Annotated in this window: 17 protein-coding genes and 1 pseudogene; 11 read left to right on the top strand and 7 right to left on the bottom strand. The window is 42.8% G+C overall.

The features are described from left to right. Nucleotides 1-135: 135 nt before the first annotated feature. The gene (locus tag ABGA49_RS13180) at nt 136-306 is read right to left on the bottom strand and encodes a transposase (protein WP_255419539.1); all 171 of its coding nucleotides are present in this window, start codon (nt 304-306) and stop codon (nt 136-138) included. A 123-nt stretch (nt 307-429) separates the two neighbouring features. Next, a complete protein-coding gene (gene cspF / locus ABGA49_RS13175) occupies nt 430-642 on the bottom strand; it encodes a cold shock-like protein CspF (RefSeq protein ID WP_072051671.1) in 213 nt (70 codons plus the stop codon). 280 nt (nt 643-922) lie between these two features. Between cspF and ABGA49_RS13170 the strand changes: the two genes are divergently transcribed. Both ABGA49_RS13170 and ABGA49_RS13165 read left to right on the top strand, forming a co-directional pair. Then, a complete protein-coding gene (locus ABGA49_RS13170) occupies nt 923-1,141 on the top strand; it encodes a cold-shock protein (RefSeq protein ID WP_041852353.1) in 219 nt (72 codons plus the stop codon). A 548-nt stretch (nt 1,142-1,689) separates the two neighbouring features. Continuing rightward, entirely contained in the window at nt 1,690-1,917 is a 228-nt protein-coding gene (locus tag ABGA49_RS13165; protein ID WP_045511129.1) for a hypothetical protein, read from the top strand. A 395-nt stretch (nt 1,918-2,312) separates the two neighbouring features. Here ABGA49_RS13165 and ABGA49_RS13160 read toward each other — a convergent pair whose 3' ends face one another. From ABGA49_RS13160 to ABGA49_RS13150, 3 genes and pseudogenes are all read right to left on the bottom strand, one after another. After that, the gene (locus ABGA49_RS13160; RefSeq protein WP_233500420.1) at nt 2,313-2,645 is read right to left on the bottom strand and encodes an H-NS family nucleoid-associated regulatory protein; all 333 of its coding nucleotides are present in this window, start codon (nt 2,643-2,645) and stop codon (nt 2,313-2,315) included. A gap of 484 nt (nt 2,646-3,129) precedes the next feature. Beyond that, nucleotides 3,130-3,304, bottom strand: a pseudogene (locus ABGA49_RS13155) (addiction module toxin, GnsA/GnsB family). 486 nt (nt 3,305-3,790) lie between these two features. Then, entirely contained in the window at nt 3,791-4,021 is a 231-nt protein-coding gene (locus tag ABGA49_RS13150; protein ID WP_085007568.1) for a hypothetical protein, read from the bottom strand. 1,694 nt (nt 4,022-5,715) lie between these two features. On the opposite strand from ABGA49_RS13150, the gene ABGA49_RS13145 reads away from it, so the two are divergent. The 5 genes from ABGA49_RS13145 to ABGA49_RS13125 are packed head-to-tail and all read left to right on the top strand — an operon-like array spanning nt 5,716 to nt 9,648. Beyond that, nucleotides 5,716-6,411, top strand: coding sequence for a hypothetical protein (locus ABGA49_RS13145; RefSeq protein WP_061493366.1), 696 nt, complete (start codon nt 5,716-5,718; stop codon nt 6,409-6,411). Nucleotides 6,412-6,455: 44 nt separating this feature from the next. Then, nucleotides 6,456-8,132, top strand: a complete 1,677-nt coding sequence (locus ABGA49_RS13140; RefSeq protein WP_061493367.1) for an ABC transporter ATP-binding protein — start codon at nt 6,456-6,458, stop codon at nt 8,130-8,132. A gap of 1 nt (nt 8,133) precedes the next feature. Continuing rightward, a complete protein-coding gene (locus ABGA49_RS13135; RefSeq protein ID WP_347665648.1) occupies nt 8,134-9,051 on the top strand; it encodes a cupin domain-containing protein in 918 nt (305 codons plus the stop codon). Further along, entirely contained in the window at nt 9,038-9,277 is a 240-nt protein-coding gene (locus ABGA49_RS13130) for a DUF2164 family protein (protein WP_061493369.1), read from the top strand. Before ABGA49_RS13135 ends, ABGA49_RS13130 begins: the two co-directional genes overlap by 14 nt. Continuing rightward, the gene (locus tag ABGA49_RS13125; RefSeq protein WP_245191429.1) at nt 9,274-9,648 is read left to right on the top strand and encodes a nuclear transport factor 2 family protein; all 375 of its coding nucleotides are present in this window, start codon (nt 9,274-9,276) and stop codon (nt 9,646-9,648) included. Before ABGA49_RS13130 ends, ABGA49_RS13125 begins: the two co-directional genes overlap by 4 nt. A gap of 458 nt (nt 9,649-10,106) precedes the next feature. Here the strand turns inward: ABGA49_RS13125 and ABGA49_RS13120 are convergent, their stop codons facing one another. Continuing rightward, the gene (locus ABGA49_RS13120) at nt 10,107-10,412 is read right to left on the bottom strand and encodes an antibiotic biosynthesis monooxygenase (protein WP_061499776.1); all 306 of its coding nucleotides are present in this window, start codon (nt 10,410-10,412) and stop codon (nt 10,107-10,109) included. Nucleotides 10,413-10,471: 59 nt separating this feature from the next. Next, on the bottom strand, nt 10,472-11,488 hold the full coding sequence (locus ABGA49_RS13115; protein ID WP_347665647.1) for an NADP-dependent oxidoreductase: 1,017 nt from the start codon (nt 11,486-11,488) through the stop codon (nt 10,472-10,474). 90 nt (nt 11,489-11,578) lie between these two features. Between ABGA49_RS13115 and ABGA49_RS13110 the strand changes: the two genes are divergently transcribed. The 4 genes from ABGA49_RS13110 (at nt 11,579) to ABGA49_RS13095 (ending at nt 15,202) form a co-directional block, all read left to right on the top strand. Next, on the top strand, nt 11,579-12,481 hold the full coding sequence (locus ABGA49_RS13110; RefSeq protein WP_347665646.1) for a LysR substrate-binding domain-containing protein: 903 nt from the start codon (nt 11,579-11,581) through the stop codon (nt 12,479-12,481). A 253-nt stretch (nt 12,482-12,734) separates the two neighbouring features. Further along, complete coding sequence (locus ABGA49_RS13105) at nt 12,735-13,673, top strand: nucleotidyltransferase (protein WP_347665645.1); 939 nt, start codon at nt 12,735-12,737, stop codon at nt 13,671-13,673. Beyond that, on the top strand, nt 13,651-14,232 hold the full coding sequence (locus ABGA49_RS13100) for an SLATT domain-containing protein (protein WP_347665644.1): 582 nt from the start codon (nt 13,651-13,653) through the stop codon (nt 14,230-14,232). Before ABGA49_RS13105 ends, ABGA49_RS13100 begins: the two co-directional genes overlap by 23 nt. Before the next feature lie 466 nt (nt 14,233-14,698). After that, nucleotides 14,699-15,202: a hypothetical protein gene (locus ABGA49_RS13095; protein WP_347665643.1), complete on the top strand. Its 504-nt coding sequence runs from the start codon at nt 14,699-14,701 to the stop codon at nt 15,200-15,202. Nucleotides 15,203-15,310 lie beyond the last annotated feature (108 nt).

Below are 15,310 nucleotides of genomic sequence, written 5' to 3'. Positions count from 1 at the left end.
CGTTAGCGCGCAGGAGCAGTTGCGAAATCAGTTCAGAAACGTTCTCTCAGGATGGGCGTAAGGCATCAGGGATTTAACAGCTGCTGGAATTTAACCTAAGTAGTATAGAACACCGGATTTCTGCGTGGATGAGTGTCATGTTGAGTGTGGTAAGACAAACAGCGCCTTACAACCCGGGCACAGCATTGTCTGTTGGCGGCGAACTCTGGAGAGAATTTGAGATGAGCGTAAGCCGCAAACCGGGCAGATGACAGAGGACGTCGATGAGCCACCAATTAATTTCATTGCGTAATCGATGAGAGACATGATGAGTAGCCTTTCAATGAATGAGCTTCACCGTAACACGTTTGATTGAAATTTAATCATTTAATTTTTCCTCCCATATAAATTTTCCAATAGTGGGATACCACAGGGAGAGATGACATTGTTTCAGGAAAGATAGATGTTTGCAGCCACCGGACCACAGAGACCGTTGATCCGACAAAATTCGATGCGTATCCCTGGAATGAGTAATTCTGATTCTCTGGAGTTAACGGCTGAAATGTGAAGAAGAACGTCTTTTCGACCATCTGAAGGGGTGATGAGGCCTTTGCCACTGAGACTGTCAAAACTTTTGACAATTCCTGTCATTTTACGGGACAAGTCAATTCCTTTTATTGAAAACACATAATAACTATACGTTGAAATAAATTTAATGCCACTTTTAATTTATCCTCTCGGCCCTCTGGACGGCTAAAATATAATTTGCTTATTATAATTCCCCGTGCCTTAATGAACTCATCAGTTCGATGTACAAACGAACGTAAAACATTTTCCGTGCAGTCCTCATTACCAGGCGCTATCGCTGATATCCCCTTCTTTTGAGTCCATACGCTTAATACTATACGTTTACTATCAATACTAATGTGTAACGGGAGTCAGTATGACCTCAAGAATTAAAGGCCTGGTAAAGTGGTTTAACGAAGACAAAGGTTTTGGTTTCATCTCTCCACTCGATGGAAGCAAAGATATCTTTGTTCATTTTTCTGCGCTTAACGGTGATAACTTCAAAACTTTATTTGAAGGCCAGAAAGTTGAATTCGCAATACACGCGGGTGATAAAGGCCCGGCAGCTGCAAACGTAATACTTTGCGATAAATAAATATTTGTGGATCTGCGACAACGATGAGGGTTCATTCCTGAGTAGACAGATCCATAGGTTAATTTAGTGAAGGTAGTGAAGGGCAGATTATTCTTAACATCAGGTTAGTACATTTTTGCTCATGTATGAGTGTGCTTACCGATGTGATGAAGTGCAGGTCTGCTGCATGAACAGTCTAAAAGCAGAAGCTAACTGCTTGTAAAAACATTAAAGTGCGTAAGAGGTAAGACAACCTCCACAAGCATCACTTCTTCGATTTTACGTGGTTTTTTTGCTAAAATACATTCCCATAACAGGTATTATTATTCTTTTATCCCTCATCATCCTTGAAAGAGTGAGTTTTTTAGGATGGTTGTATTGATTTGAATAAATCACTGCAATAGGGTATGGGAAGTTGAGAGCCTTTTGGGCGCAGCTAAAATATGTTCTCAATTTTTGGAACAGCCCGTTCATGGATGTTTAACTAAGTCATTATGACGGGAACGTATATATTTACATCCGGACACAGGTATCTCCAGAACAACCAGTTAACAAAATTATGGTGGCATATGAAAAAAGTTATTGTTTTTTTTAATGCCGAACCGTGCAAGGTTATCAATGTTCTTAAAGGTATTACCTCTATCCGCGAGGAGTACCCAAACGGTGAAGAAATACATCTTCAGATAATGTCTGCCGGTTTTCCTTCGTTGACTACAGAGCATGGTATTGTACATGTAGCTTCAGACAGGGAACTGACATCACAGGAAATACTGGATGCTGCCAGAAAGTATTTGTAGCAAACCGTGAGGTTTTTTATTCCTCTAATCCATGTTTGATCGTGTACTGGCGGTTATAGAAACTATGTTTTCCCGTATAAATCAGATGAGAAAATAAAAAAGTACGTAAAAACCTTTGATAGCCTGCATTAAAATGCAGGCTTTTTTTTCTTTATACCAGCAATGCTGGTTATAGACGATGGGCGTCGATATTATCAACCTCTCGGAGGTATTGATATTATCCGTAGCGATTCAACGATTATAATTGTGCTGAATCGCAAGCATCTAACAATACGAGAGAAACGCCACGACGTAGTTGTCAGAAAACCTAATGCTCAGCTTAAGGTTTAAATGAGGAATTCATCAAGTTTTTTTCCTTCAGCCATTTGTTTAGCTATTGTTTTTGGCATGCGCCCCTAGCCCGTCCAGGTTTTAATCTTATTGTTTTCATCTAAATACTTGTATCGAGCGGGCCTTACAATACGAGTTGACTTTTTTTTACTTGTATTTTCTGAAAACTTCAATAATTCTTCCGGGTATATACCTTCTGCGAGCATAAGTTGTCGAAGGTTTTCCAGCTTGGCTTTTCGGCCACTTTCTTCTTCTGCTTTTGCAGCAGTAGTGTTTCGTATTTCGGAAACAATGGTGCTAAATTTTTCCAGGATAGCCTCAAGTTCTCCAAGTGAAAGGTCACGTGTTTGTGTACGAAGAGAACGAATGTTATTAAGCATGCTGATTAAGTCTGACATAAAATTCCTCAAGGATTAAATTTAACTACATTATGAGTGTAATCTATAAAGAAATAGTATACATCACTTTTCTAATTATTTAGGTCATTTCTGTAGCGGCAAAGATTATTTATTCCCAGGCTCGATAAACCTTAAGTAATTATTGAAGCATATACAGATGCTTATCAAGCGGAGCATTCCGGTATAAGTGTATTAAAATAGCCAACTCCACATCATCATGAAGCTTTTATCGGTATATTAATGCAGCCTATCATTTGATGTCTGCAGCTGACATAGCTTTGACCTGTTCCCTGTTGGTTAGCACATCGCGACGTTAACGATGTCCGCTTTTGGCACGAAAAAGTCGATCAGGGGGTAGCCATGTCTGCTCAGAACGAACAGCAGAAGTTCGTAATTTATCCCATAGTTGATGACGCGTGTTAATAAATGGGGATCAGGTCAATTGGGAGCAATAAAAAAAGGCCGCCTAAGCGACCTATTTATTTTACATAAGCTTTATTTTTACTTTATACCCCTCAAGACCGGATATGGTCTCACTCGGTATAAACTCGATCTCAGAAACTTCTTTGCCTGTTTTTTTTCCGTAGCTCAGCGATTTTTTTAGTAATAAGAGCAGAAATTTCTTGCTCAGCTTTACGCTCCAGTTCTTCAGGTTTCATATATGTACTCCTTTTTCATACCCAACCTTTTATAAATCATAGGGTATCTTCCATGAGTGCGCTCAGGAATCCTCCCTCACGCCACCGGTAAATCGGGAGTTGGTTGCAATACCCACGCCGTCGATGTCGGTCGCCTCGTTCGCAGGACCTCTGGTGTCGAGCCACAGCCGACGCTTGACAGATTTTTTCCTGGCATTATCGCAGACCCACAGTGAATGCCTGTTGTAATGTCGTAATAATCATTCCTCTGCCGTTAATAAAACTTTTTTTAATTAATTCTTCCGCTTACGCTTGTTGTAAATGGTTTGTAGACCACACTTGGAGAGGCTCTTAAAGGATGCGCACCCCGACCCAGGGAATGACTTATGGATGAGTCCACACCTTCAGCGGGAGCTGAGGGAACTGAAAATAAGAACCGATGCTGTACCTCAAGATTGCCTTCGCTTAGAGGGCTTTTTTTTAATTTCAGAAATTAACCAGCTCAAGCTATTTCAAAAGTTTGTTTGCAGCTTCGACGATTTCATGTGATGTAACCTCTCTGTCTGAGGCAACACAAAACTCAGTATGATCGCCAGTTAGCGAATGAACTCCCGCATACATAATCTTAAGGTGAGCTTCCTCACCATTCGGGTATTCACGGAGTATTGTGGTAGTGCCATCTACAACCCTGACAACCACCACAGGCTGACGATTGAAGAACACCAGAACATTTTTCATAGGCATCCCTAATTTTGAGAAAAGGCCACAATAAGTGGCCTTTGATTAGTATCAGCTTGAAGTCAGAATAGTGATTCGCAGGAGCCACCCAAGCGATCCATGTATCCAGATCCACCAATAACCGCTGCCTTTCTCGTGTAGGCGAGGTGGCGGTGAACGGAGTCTACCGAGTTTTCACGTTTTCACATGACAAAGGGCAAGATGATGGTAGTTATGCTGCTACCTTTGATTTTCATCTCCGATTAAACTGTTTTAGCAGTTTTAACCACTGCAAGTCGTGCATGTTTGCCCCCACAGAGGCAACCTTTCAGTTCTTGCTATCTGCCCGGTTGACCTGCGCCCTTCAGATTAACACACTACGCATTTAGCAACGTCCGCCACTGGCACCCAGCAGACGTTCGTAGAGCTTACATGCTGTACACAGAAAGTTTTTTTGTAGGGCATTAAGTGGGAAGGGGGGTCTTATAGGGCTTGTAAGTATCTGGCGATGCGCCATGAACAAAAATCCTGAAAACTATGGGCATCTCGTATGCACTGTTTGCATATACTATAGGTTGAATTGTAGGTTCTAATTAAATTTCAATAAATATCTATGTTAATCAATAATAAAACACCAATGCATCATCGGGGTGTGGGCGTCGAAATTCTCGAGTGTACTCATCAGCTTATGATGTCCATTTTCTTAAATTTTAATGAGTGAGTGATGTTTTTAATTTTCATTAGGTTTCACGTTGCTCATTGGATCTCATGAAATCCTGCACTTCCTTTCATAAGGACGTAGCGAGCATGATAACCAGGTCTTTATGGCAGGGAAACAACGGGGAGGTGTTGTTGTTTAAAGTGAGAGAAATGATGAAGCCAGGTGACAGTGATAAAGCCGATATCGGGAAAACGCGTGGTGATGCGTTTCCAGCGGCGCAATCGGCGTCAGGTCTTTTTTCTACGGTTACACGAGCGCTCTGCAGGGCAAGCTTGCTCAGGTTAACATATGGACTGACCCTAACCCGGTAGACGATCCGGCTCTATAGTTTGGCCTGATTGTCTGGCTAAACCAGGGCAGCTTCAGAGAGTCTCTTTTTGCGAAATAATATATTTAATATTCCTCTAAAATGCAGTGAAATAGACAATTGTATGCATATTCATTTAAACCAATGCTATTTGTGTGGATATATCCAGGCCGTCCTGAATCTAAAGAAATATTTTCCAGCTCCTTTATTAAATCAATGATTGTTGATGAGTGAAAAAAGTGTTGGTTGAACAGTCGTCTACTGCTTTTAAAAATCATTTAATACTTATGTTTAATGCCGCCTACAAAGAAATTACTGGAAATTATAGGAGTCTTTGAGTGTTTTTAGGGTGGGTGCCTATTCCCTAATTTATTTTGCATTTTAAAAATAAATAAAAAATAATTAGGTGCTTAATAATTCGTAATTAAAAAATAGAAAAATACAATTATCACAAAAGTTTTAAGATTTATCTTATTGGTGTGAAAGTTTGAGATTTTTTGCATTATAAATCAATCAGGTAAGGGGTGTTTTTTCGGTATGTGCTCTCAAAGTTCAAAAATAACAAGAAAATATATATACACAAATATTTAAATTTCACTTATAAACTTTCACATCTCGTTTCGCTAAAACAATTAGGCATTACATTAAATCAATCCAGATAACCCTCACCTGCAACTGGAGATTACAATGCTACAGCAAGCGCTACGCAGTAATATCAATAATGGTCCTCTCAATGTGAGCGATATCGACAGGGTATTGGCATACCAAAATGAGGATCTCATCACTAAATTTAGAAAGGAATGGAATGTCACTCAGGAGGAGGCGGAGGATATATTCTACGAGACTAAAAAGTTCCTTTATCTTGCCGCCCGCTGTCAAACTGAATGTTTTAATATATCAGTATACGAACAAATGCAGGTCATCGATGAGATGTGGCATACCTTCGTTCTTTTTACAGATAGGTATCACCATTTTTGTGAAGAATACCTTGGGGGATTCCTTCATCACTTCCCGTTTACGCGAGAAATGCTGAGAAGTGAAATTAAACACATAACAGCGATGAATAGTGATTTTGAGACTTATAAACAACAGGCTTATCATAACCAAATCCTTAAAATTAAGGAGCTTCTTGGCGAGGAGACTGTTATTAAATGGTACGGTGAGTATGCCGTTAACTATAGTATCGATCGCCTTAATGCTTTAAGGATGCCACTTGTTTCAAGTGAAGTTAGCAGTAAATCATTCAATATGATTACTTCTGAAATTCTTGCTATGCCTAAAGATGAAGTTATGAAAATTATCATGGGATCACTCACGGGTAAGGCTGGGTGTGGCTGTTCTGGAAAAGGTTGTGGTGCCGGATGCTCTTGTAACTCAAGATAATTCATGAGTGCAGCCCGCTTAATGCGGGCTTTAAAGGTGATCGTATGGATTTCATTGAAAAAAATCTGCTAAAAAAAAATAAGCTAAGTCAAATATCGACGCTATCACTGACGGTGATTTCTTCATTTTTATTCATCTCATTCGGTGTTCTTGTACGATATTGCATTGATAATAAACAGGAGCTTTCCTCCTATGAAGGAGTGGTTGTTTTTTGTTCTCTTTTCATCGCAATCAGAATTTTAATGCCTATCAGTTATGCGCTTACTGAAAGAATTGTGCATGAGTACTGCATTAAATCGGAAAGTGAATTGCGTACTGAAATATATTCAAATATAAATTCTGTTTATGCAGAGGATATGGATTCGGTCAATAAAAGTGAGCTGTTCTCCGTATACGAAACTGCAATGGGTTCGATTGGAACGTATGTCAGGACCATCTGGAGTGAAACTTTACCCGTTGTATTTCAGACGCTTTTCATCATTGCTTCTGTCTGGTGGTATCTCGGCAGTACAATAGCTCTGGAGTTCCTTTCAGTTGTCTTAATATATGTTATTTTTATTATAAAGTTGACGGAAAAGCGTTTCTCTTTAATGCGAAATGTAGCAATGAGCAGGAAGAAGATTAACGGTCTTCTCCATGGGCTCGGGTCCGTTCATCTTTCCTCTAAAATTTATAGTTCTGGCTTGCGGAGCCAGGCTACAATGCGTCATGCTGTTATTAATTATGATAATTCTCAGCGCTCTGTCCGGGACGAATTTTTTCGCTTTGGTTTTTTTACGACCCTTCTTTCTTCCTTTGGTAGCGTTATTGTCCTCGTTTCGGCCGGTATTGCCTTTAATACCGGTGCGATAACATTCGGAAGCCTTATCATGCTTGCGACGTTTCTCTTTCAGGTCTTTCTCCCATTGAATCGCATTGGCGTCCTCTGGCGTAATATTAACCGGTGCAGGATTGACTTCCGTATATTAAATGACGCTTTGTCTCCTCTTCGCAAACATATTAATGCAGATAAGGCTGACATGAGTTCACAATGTGGAAATTTCCCTGACCAACTTTATATCATGCTCAATGATGTCTACAAAAATAAAGATGGAAAAACCGTTTTTTCTGGCCTGAGCGGGGATATACAGTTTGATTCAGGAAAACCCGTTCTTCTGCTTGGTGAAAATGGCACAGGAAAAACAAGCCTGGTCAGGTTATTGAGCTTGATTGACAGGCCAGATAAAGGAACTATCATTTTCTCCCCCGACATAACGTCAGCCGGATCAGACGGAACGACGCCTCCTGGCGTTTCCGTTGTTACCCAGTCTTTTTCTCTTCTTAATGCGTCGCTAAGAGATAACCTTATCTTCTTTTTGGGAGAATTTGATGAGAAAAAATTTGCTGTAATTTCAAAACGGATTTTTTTCCCTTACGAACTGGATTTTTCAGTTGGTGAAGGCGGGCGTAACCTTTCAGGTGGTGAATTACAAAAATTAAATATCATTACAGCTTTTTTAAAATCATCCCAACTCCTGATCATGGATGAACCGACATCTGCACTCGATCATGAGTCCACACGAGTACTTATAGAAATGATTAAGGAGTATTTACTAACCGGCCACGTTCTGATTGTTTCTCACGATCCTGGACTTCAGGCAGCATTTCCAGACTCCGTAAAATATGAAGTTAAAAAAGATGCTCTTATTCACCTAACTGGCATTAAACAAAAGGCAGGCTGAAATGGACAAGCAATTTATTGCTCAGCAGGAAATTGAAACATTTACCCGCACAGCGTTTCAGAAGAAGCCGTATCTTTTTGAGAAGGTTGATGCTTCTGGGCTATTATGCTGGGATGATATTAATTATCTTCTGGAAAAAGATATTCTGGATTATCCAAGAATTCGTCTGGCTAATGACAGTAACCCTGCCATCCGGGGTTACAGAGGCTTTGTTTCTTACACGCTCAGCGTGACTGGCGAAAAGTCGCCGCATGTAAATCGCTACAATCTTCTCAAAAGTCTGCAGTCTGGAAGTACCCTTATTATCGATCGCTGTCAGGCATATTTTGAAAATGTGCGAAAAGTGACTGATTATCTGAGTTCTCAGTTACGGTGCCGGTCGACAGCGAATCTTTACTGCGCGTGGTCATCCACGCCAAGTTTTGGTCTCCATTTCGATAACCATGATGTCATCGCCGTACAGATCGAGGGGGTTAAATTGTGGGATATTCACGCACCCACTCATCCCTATCCCTTGCTGTCAGATAAAAGTTTCGATTTCACGCCACCGGCGGGTGAACCCATGATGACACTGAGAATTGAGCCAGGACAGGCCGTCTATTTGCCCGCCGGATACTGGCATAATGTACGTACAGAAGGGGAGCGCTCCCTTCACATTTCTTTTCCTGTGATCCGGCCGCGCAAACTTGATGTTATTAAAACGGTTTTAGACTCCCTTGCGCGGTATCCTGAACTCCGCGAACCTGTCGCTTTTTCGAGCAGCGCTTCTGATAATGCATCCTTGCAGATGATGCTCACAGAGTGCCTTAAAGAAATTGATATAGATTTGTGGGAGTCAGCTATTATTCAAGACTGTATGCAGCAGCGATATGTGAAGTTTAACCTCCCTGATATAAGGACCCGGGATGTCAGAAATTAAATTAAGCAAAGAAGAAAAGCACCTTATCGTGTCTCAACTGCAGTCATACTGTGAACAGCAGCTGGATTTCCAGCTGGAGCAATTTGATGCGGAATTTTTTGCGGAGTTTGTGATAAAAACCTTTGGGCCCCTGTTTTACAATGCGGGTATAGAAGAGGCGATTAAAACGCATCAGTCATTCAGTGAGCAAATACAGGAATACATGGATCTGAAGAGGATACTGTGAAAATTGGATCAAATCTCCAGCTGATGCGTAAAGAATGGTATAACGCTTTCTATTGTTTGGATATTGCTCAACTGGATTATCTTGAGGCTGATTGGTTCTTCTCCACTAACGGAGAGAAGATGATCTATAAGAAACATCAGCTGCGCAAATTAACGCTCCTGAAGCAGGATAATCCTGCTGTTTTTCAGCAGACACGTCGGGAAGAATATGACGTTGTCACCCGTGAGCTTGGTGACATAGCTTCGGTAAGCGGTATCGCCGTGATTTCATCACCGGATGAGCAAATCCGGATAAGCTTTATTGAATGCTGGATAAAACTGAAAGGATCGTGGAAGCTTCAGTTTCAGTCTTATGAATCCTCTGAGCCCTGACTGAAGCGTGCTACAGGGTTAAGAGCAACTGACGATGCAGACCGCAAAATCATTTACTGCAGAAACTGGAGCCTTCCTCTATTAAGGAAGGCTCTTGGGCAAATCAGTAATTGGATCATATTCGAGATCAGAGTCAGTAGGGGGGAGAAGAATCAACGTTAAACATCGTTTGTGGCGGCCAAAAGTGGCTGCTATGGCAGCTTTCGGATTGGCCGCCGCATGCTGCTGCCACCACCGGCCCTGTCCATATTCTGCTTCATAGCGAGCGATTTTGTTCTGCTGTCATTCACGGCGGCTTCTCCGCTTACGGGAACAGAAAGTCCCCGACGCTGCAGACAAAGTGTAACGTGTTCGCACCACCAGTATATGATTGCATTTTCTTAAATTTTAATCAGTTAGAGGTTTTTTTAATTCTCATTAAATTTTACATCGCTCATTGGTTCTTTTATTAACGGAGCTCAGGTCAACTCCGTCAGCCCCCGTTCATTAACTGCGTCATATTTCAGAACGTCTCCTGTCATTGAATTCTGCCATCGCTCAATAAAGGCCACAGTATCGGCAGATTCAAGGTGCGCGCTCAGTGCAACGTGATTTTTCCAGCGCTCAGCTATCAGTATTTTCCCTGCCAGACTATCCTCGACGGCGATGTTGTACGAAATGTTGCCATCGCGCCTCCGCACACTTTCAGCCAGCAACCCTATCTCATTCATAAATTGTCCCAACACAGAAGGTTGGATATGGACATAACCAAGGATAATTAACATGTTACCCCTCATCTTCCTGCCACACATATAACCTCAATGAATGGCAGGTTTCGCGATAATCAAAAGTTCGTGAGCACAATTTTGCCCTGAATACTTCCCTGCGCAGCGCGCTTATGCGCATCTGATGCTCTGGCTAAGGGATAAGTACTATCTATAACTACCCGAATAATGCCTTTTTCCAGAAGATGAGCGGCTTCAGTGAGTTGCGCACCACTCGAACGTACTTGTGTGGAGGAGACGGTAATCCCTTTTTTAACGGCCTCATTCTGGCCGGAAAACCCTAACGGATTAACCAGAAACAATGCGCCACCCTGTTTGATGCAACCAAGGAAGCGCGCCATATTTGAACCACCGACACTGTCCAGAACGAGATCGACATTTTTTACTGCGGTCTCAGCGGTTGTAAGGGTGTAATCGATGAACTCATCCGCACCCAGGTCGCGTAGACGTTTTTCATGTCGGGACGAGGCCACGGCAATAACCCGCGCCCCTTTCCACTTCGCTATCTGTACGGCGAGATGTCCCACGCCCCCGCCAGCACCATTTATCAGTACTGTCTGGCCATTCAGTGAAACCGGTGTGTGCTGAAATGGCTGAAATGGATTGGGGGCATCGTGACCCAGTTCGACAAGGAATTGCCAGGCCGTAAGAAGCGACATCGGCGCACCAGCAGCCTCGACATGTGTGAGTCCGTGGGGTTTGAGTGCCACCTGTGATGCGGGAATGCTTACATAGTCTGCATAGGCACCGCTGCCATTCATTATCCCTTCCGGGAAGCGCACCATGGAATAGACCTCATCGCCAGGGCTGAAGGCAGAGACATTTTCACCGACGGCTGCAACGACGCCGGATACATCAGTTCCCAGGATGAGCGGGAATGTGGGGGTTGGCCACCATTCAGGCGGAAGCGCCCGATAGCCGTCCCGGAGATACAAATCGGGGGGATTAAGGCTGGCAGCATATATCTTTACAAGTACTTCGTCGCTTCCCACAGTGGGTTTCGGCGCGTCTTCATACAGCAGGTTTTCGGGCCCCCCAAAAGCATGCAGTTGTACTGCTTTCATTACCTCAGTCATTATCATCTCACTGTAAAAGGATTCACGTGACAAATAATAAGATCGTTCCCATGGATTGATAATCAGGCTCCATTTCGCTTTAATTGTGCCATGAAGGAACAAATTGGTTTTGAAAGACTCACGGGTCTTATTGCATTCGCGCGTGCCGGGTCTCTCGGTAGCTATACGGCTGCCGCCCGCTCTCTGTCCGTTTCACCTTCAGCGGTAAGTAAGAGTATCCAGCGGCTGGAGCATCAGCTCGGGGTCACGTTATTTACCCGCACCACACGCTCTTTGGTTTTGACCGCGGAAGGGCGTGAGCTGCACGAGCGAGCATTACGGTTGTTGCGCGATGCTGAAGAGATTGGGCAACTGGCAAAGCGCGCACGTGCAGAGCCCGCGGGAACACTGAGAATAGCGGCATCGTTGCCGATCGGTATTCATATGATCGCCCCGGTTATTCCGCAGTTCTGCGCCATTTATCCCAACGTGAAGATTGACTTACGGTTAAGCGATCACGTGATAAGTATCGTTGATGAGAATATTGATATTGCCGTCCGGCTCGGTGAACTCGCGGATTCAACTCTTTTGTCTCGCCACCTTTCTCCCTATCACATAGGTTGTTATGCCTCGCCTGAATATTTGGCCAGGCACCCCGCGCCAGAACACCCGAATGATCTAACGGGGCACAAAACGGTCAATCTGCGTTACCAGAATACCGGGCAGGTTTTTCGCTGGCCGTTCCGGGTTGGAGAGCAGGAGATCGACATCGTGCCTTCATCTGAGATCATCGTTGATGTCAGTGAAGCCGTTGTAGCGGCAGTGGCTGCCGGTGCCGGAATAGGCATGGCAGCGAGCTTTGCGGCTGATTCGTGGGTAAAGAATAAAAAATTAGTCCCTCTGCTGACGGACTTTACCGTAGAGCGGCATAACATTTCGGTACTGTGGCATGAAAGTCGCCGCGCTAATCCTGCTGTACGTGCATTCCTGGATCATCTTTTTGGGCATTTTTAGATGCCAGTTACCGGTTTGAACATTTTGGCGTCATCAAGATGATAAATATCCACTCCTGCCACAGCGCGGACCTGTTGAAGAGCCGCAAGGTCCGCTATGAGCGAGGAGCGGACATTGGACATTCTGGTAGAGTAGAATGCAAGGTAACCAACCTTACACGATCGTTATAACAAGCTATAGCGTATCGGGGGCCCCTAGAATGACAGTCAACAATTGCGTGTTATTACAGTTGCTTCACTACAAGCAGTTATATATGACGCAGGATTATGCGACTTTGAATTATCACTATCTTCAAGAAAAGGAATCAGGCATGGGTTTAGCTGAGTGGTTCGGCGGATTTTGCTCCAATCTCATAGTAAAAGATGATGGGACAATTTCAACGCGATGCAGAAATATAACTAAGCGTTTAAATACGGATTATTGGAGTACCACCTCTGACACCTCTCATAGCCTTTACGTTGGGTCATATGGCCGAAACACCGCTACGCAAGGCTTTAGTGATTTGGATATGATATTTCAACTGCCATATTCGGAGTACGTAAAATACAATAATTACGTAGGGAATGGGCAGTCAGCATTGCTTCAATCTGTAAAGAAATCTATTGAAAAAACATATTCATCCACGAGCATAAGAGGGGATGGTCAAGTAATCCTTGTACCATTTGTCGATGGAATCACATTTGAAGTCGTTCCAGCATTCATAAATAAAGATGATAGTTTTACATATCCCGATGCAAATGACGGGGGACGGTGGAGGGTTACAAATCCAAAACCGGAAATTTCCGCGATGAAGTTAAGAAATGATGTTACCAACAGAAATTTGGTACAACTTTGTAGAATGGCAAGAGCTTGGAAGCGGAAATGGGATGTACCTATTGGAGGTTTACTAATTGATACTCTTGCATATCAATTTATTGAAAATTGGGCTTATAGAGATAAATCTTATTTGTACTACGATTACATGAGTCGTGATTTCTTCAAATGGATGGCGGATCAAGACAGCGACAAGGTGTATTGGAAAGCGCCGGGAAGTGGTCAGTATGTTTTTGGAAAAGGACTTTTCCAATACAAGGCAAAACGGTGCTATAACATATCACTCGAAGCAATAGAACATGAAACGGCAACCCCAAAACGTGAATGGTCTGCCAAGCAACGATGGAGAGAGATTTATGGAACAACATTCCCAGACTAATGATACCCCCGAATCAAGAAAGATTTTAGAAGGACAGCTCAGAGAGTGCTATGGGCGGGTAGTTTACTCCCATAAAACGCATGAAAAATGCTCAGATATTCTTCTCTCGCGGCTATCGGCCATCAAGTTATGGCAGATAATTCTTTCCGCCTTAACCACTGGTGGTTTTGTGGCCACTTTTTTCGGCGCAGGTGAAATAGGTACAGGTGTTGGCATTATTGTTTCAACACTGCTTCTTATACTTAATGCTTATACAAAAAACTATGATCTTGGTGAGCTAGCACAAAAGCACAAGCACGCTGCAAATGAGCTCTGGTTAATCCGAGAACGGTATTTATCACTACTTACAGACTTAGCAATGGAGGAAAAGCCAATAGAGCAATTACAATCAGAACGAGATTCTTTACTTGAGAATTTGCACTCAGTTTATTCAGGTTCACCCAGCACAACATTCGATGCTTATAAGAAAGCTCAAGATGCATTAAAAACAAAAGAGGACCTGACATTTTCTGACGAAGAAATAGATACATTCCTGCCTAAAGAACTAAAAAGAAGCTAATAAAGTCCTGTTAGGAATTAACTTACGCTACTCTTTGTTCTACCTTCCAAAGCACAGTGTTACCTATTGTCCGTTCCGGCCGTAGGCGGTCGGTTGCTGGCTCACAGGGACCGTCATGCGTGAAGTGCGGTCGCTTTTAGGGTGACCATATGCCAGTGGATTTCTAAAAGAGAATAGTGTGGATTTCAGGAATACCTACATCATGACACCAGTTCGTTAGATATGAACTGGTATCAGGAAGTTATGGATTGTTGATATCAAAAAGTTTTTAAGTACAGATCATATAACCGTCTGAAAAAGTATGAAAAACATACCTGTCGTATTAAAATTAACCTCCGTGTACCTTAGCCCAAGGAGGCATCAAGAAGGCTGATTGGGCGAAAGTAATGAAGCAGGCGTAGACAACAAAGATTAATCATTACTATCAGTGGATTGTGTAATCCGTGGACAGGTTAAGGATAGTCAGATGCAAACAGCAGAGATGTTTCGAATTTTTTTGAACAATTTGAAAATTTCAGACGAACGTATGCAGGCAATTGCGACACATTATAAAAATGCCACAAGAAGACTTAACATCGAGTTCCGGGGGGCAGCGAATGGATACAACAATCGATTGAAAGTCGGTTCAGCAGGTCGTCGAACGGCGGTTAGTAAAACATCAGACTTGGATATGCTGTATATTATGCCCGCGAGATTGTGGGGAGATTACCAATCCGGAATTAATCCACAGCGCCGTTTGCTTCGCGATGTAAAAGAAGCATTAAAACTATCCTTTCCCCAGCAAGAGATCAAGGTTGATAGATTAGTTGTGCAGATCATTTTTGACTCTTTCCATATAGAGGTGCAACCAGTCTTTGAGACTGATGAAGGGCATTTTAAATATCCTGATACTAAGGCCAATGATGGTAATGGCGGGTGGCGAGTAACTAAACCTCGCATGGAAATTACCGAGATGAGGAATTTCCGTTGACCTGCCCCCAGTATTAACCACAATAATCAGTTAGTAATATCGGTTTGTTTATCTTCGTTTTTTCCATTTCGCCAGCCTGCTGCAAACTCCGCTGGCGTCAGATAATTC

Source organism: Kosakonia sp. WA-90, from assembly GCF_039871955.1.
Taxonomy (GTDB): domain Bacteria; phylum Pseudomonadota; class Gammaproteobacteria; order Enterobacterales; family Enterobacteriaceae; genus Kosakonia; species Kosakonia oryzendophytica.
This window is presented reverse-complemented; position numbering and strand designations above follow the sequence as displayed.

Bases quoted from the DNA above. Each gene is read 5' to 3' on its own strand.
- ABGA49_RS13105 (WP_347665645.1), top strand. From the start codon at position 12,735: ATGACGCAGGATTATGCGACTTTGAATTATCACTATCTTCAAGAAAAG.
- ABGA49_RS13130 (WP_061493369.1), top strand. From the start codon at position 9,038: ATGTCAGAAATTAAATTAAGCAAAGAAGAAAAGCACCTTATCGTGTCT.
- ABGA49_RS13120 (WP_061499776.1), bottom strand. From the start codon at position 10,412: ATGTTAATTATCCTTGGTTATGTCCATATCCAACCTTCTGTGTTGGGA.
- ABGA49_RS13135 (WP_347665648.1), top strand. From the start codon at position 8,134: ATGGACAAGCAATTTATTGCTCAGCAGGAAATTGAAACATTTACCCGC.
- ABGA49_RS13150 (WP_085007568.1), bottom strand. From the start codon at position 4,021: ATGAAAAATGTTCTGGTGTTCTTCAATCGTCAGCCTGTGGTGGTTGTC.
- ABGA49_RS13095 (WP_347665643.1), top strand. From the start codon at position 14,699: ATGCAAACAGCAGAGATGTTTCGAATTTTTTTGAACAATTTGAAAATT.
- ABGA49_RS13140 (WP_061493367.1), top strand. From the start codon at position 6,456: ATGGATTTCATTGAAAAAAATCTGCTAAAAAAAAATAAGCTAAGTCAA.
- ABGA49_RS13100 (WP_347665644.1), top strand. From the start codon at position 13,651: ATGGAACAACATTCCCAGACTAATGATACCCCCGAATCAAGAAAGATT.
- ABGA49_RS13110 (WP_347665646.1), top strand. From the start codon at position 11,579: ATGAAGGAACAAATTGGTTTTGAAAGACTCACGGGTCTTATTGCATTC.
- ABGA49_RS13160 (WP_233500420.1), bottom strand. From the start codon at position 2,645: ATGTCAGACTTAATCAGCATGCTTAATAACATTCGTTCTCTTCGTACA.
- ABGA49_RS13115 (WP_347665647.1), bottom strand. From the start codon at position 11,488: ATGACTGAGGTAATGAAAGCAGTACAACTGCATGCTTTTGGGGGGCCC.
- ABGA49_RS13145 (WP_061493366.1), top strand. From the start codon at position 5,716: ATGCTACAGCAAGCGCTACGCAGTAATATCAATAATGGTCCTCTCAAT.
- ABGA49_RS13180 (WP_255419539.1), bottom strand. From the start codon at position 306: ATGTCTCTCATCGATTACGCAATGAAATTAATTGGTGGCTCATCGACG.
- ABGA49_RS13170 (WP_041852353.1), top strand. From the start codon at position 923: ATGACCTCAAGAATTAAAGGCCTGGTAAAGTGGTTTAACGAAGACAAA.
- ABGA49_RS13165 (WP_045511129.1), top strand. From the start codon at position 1,690: ATGAAAAAAGTTATTGTTTTTTTTAATGCCGAACCGTGCAAGGTTATC.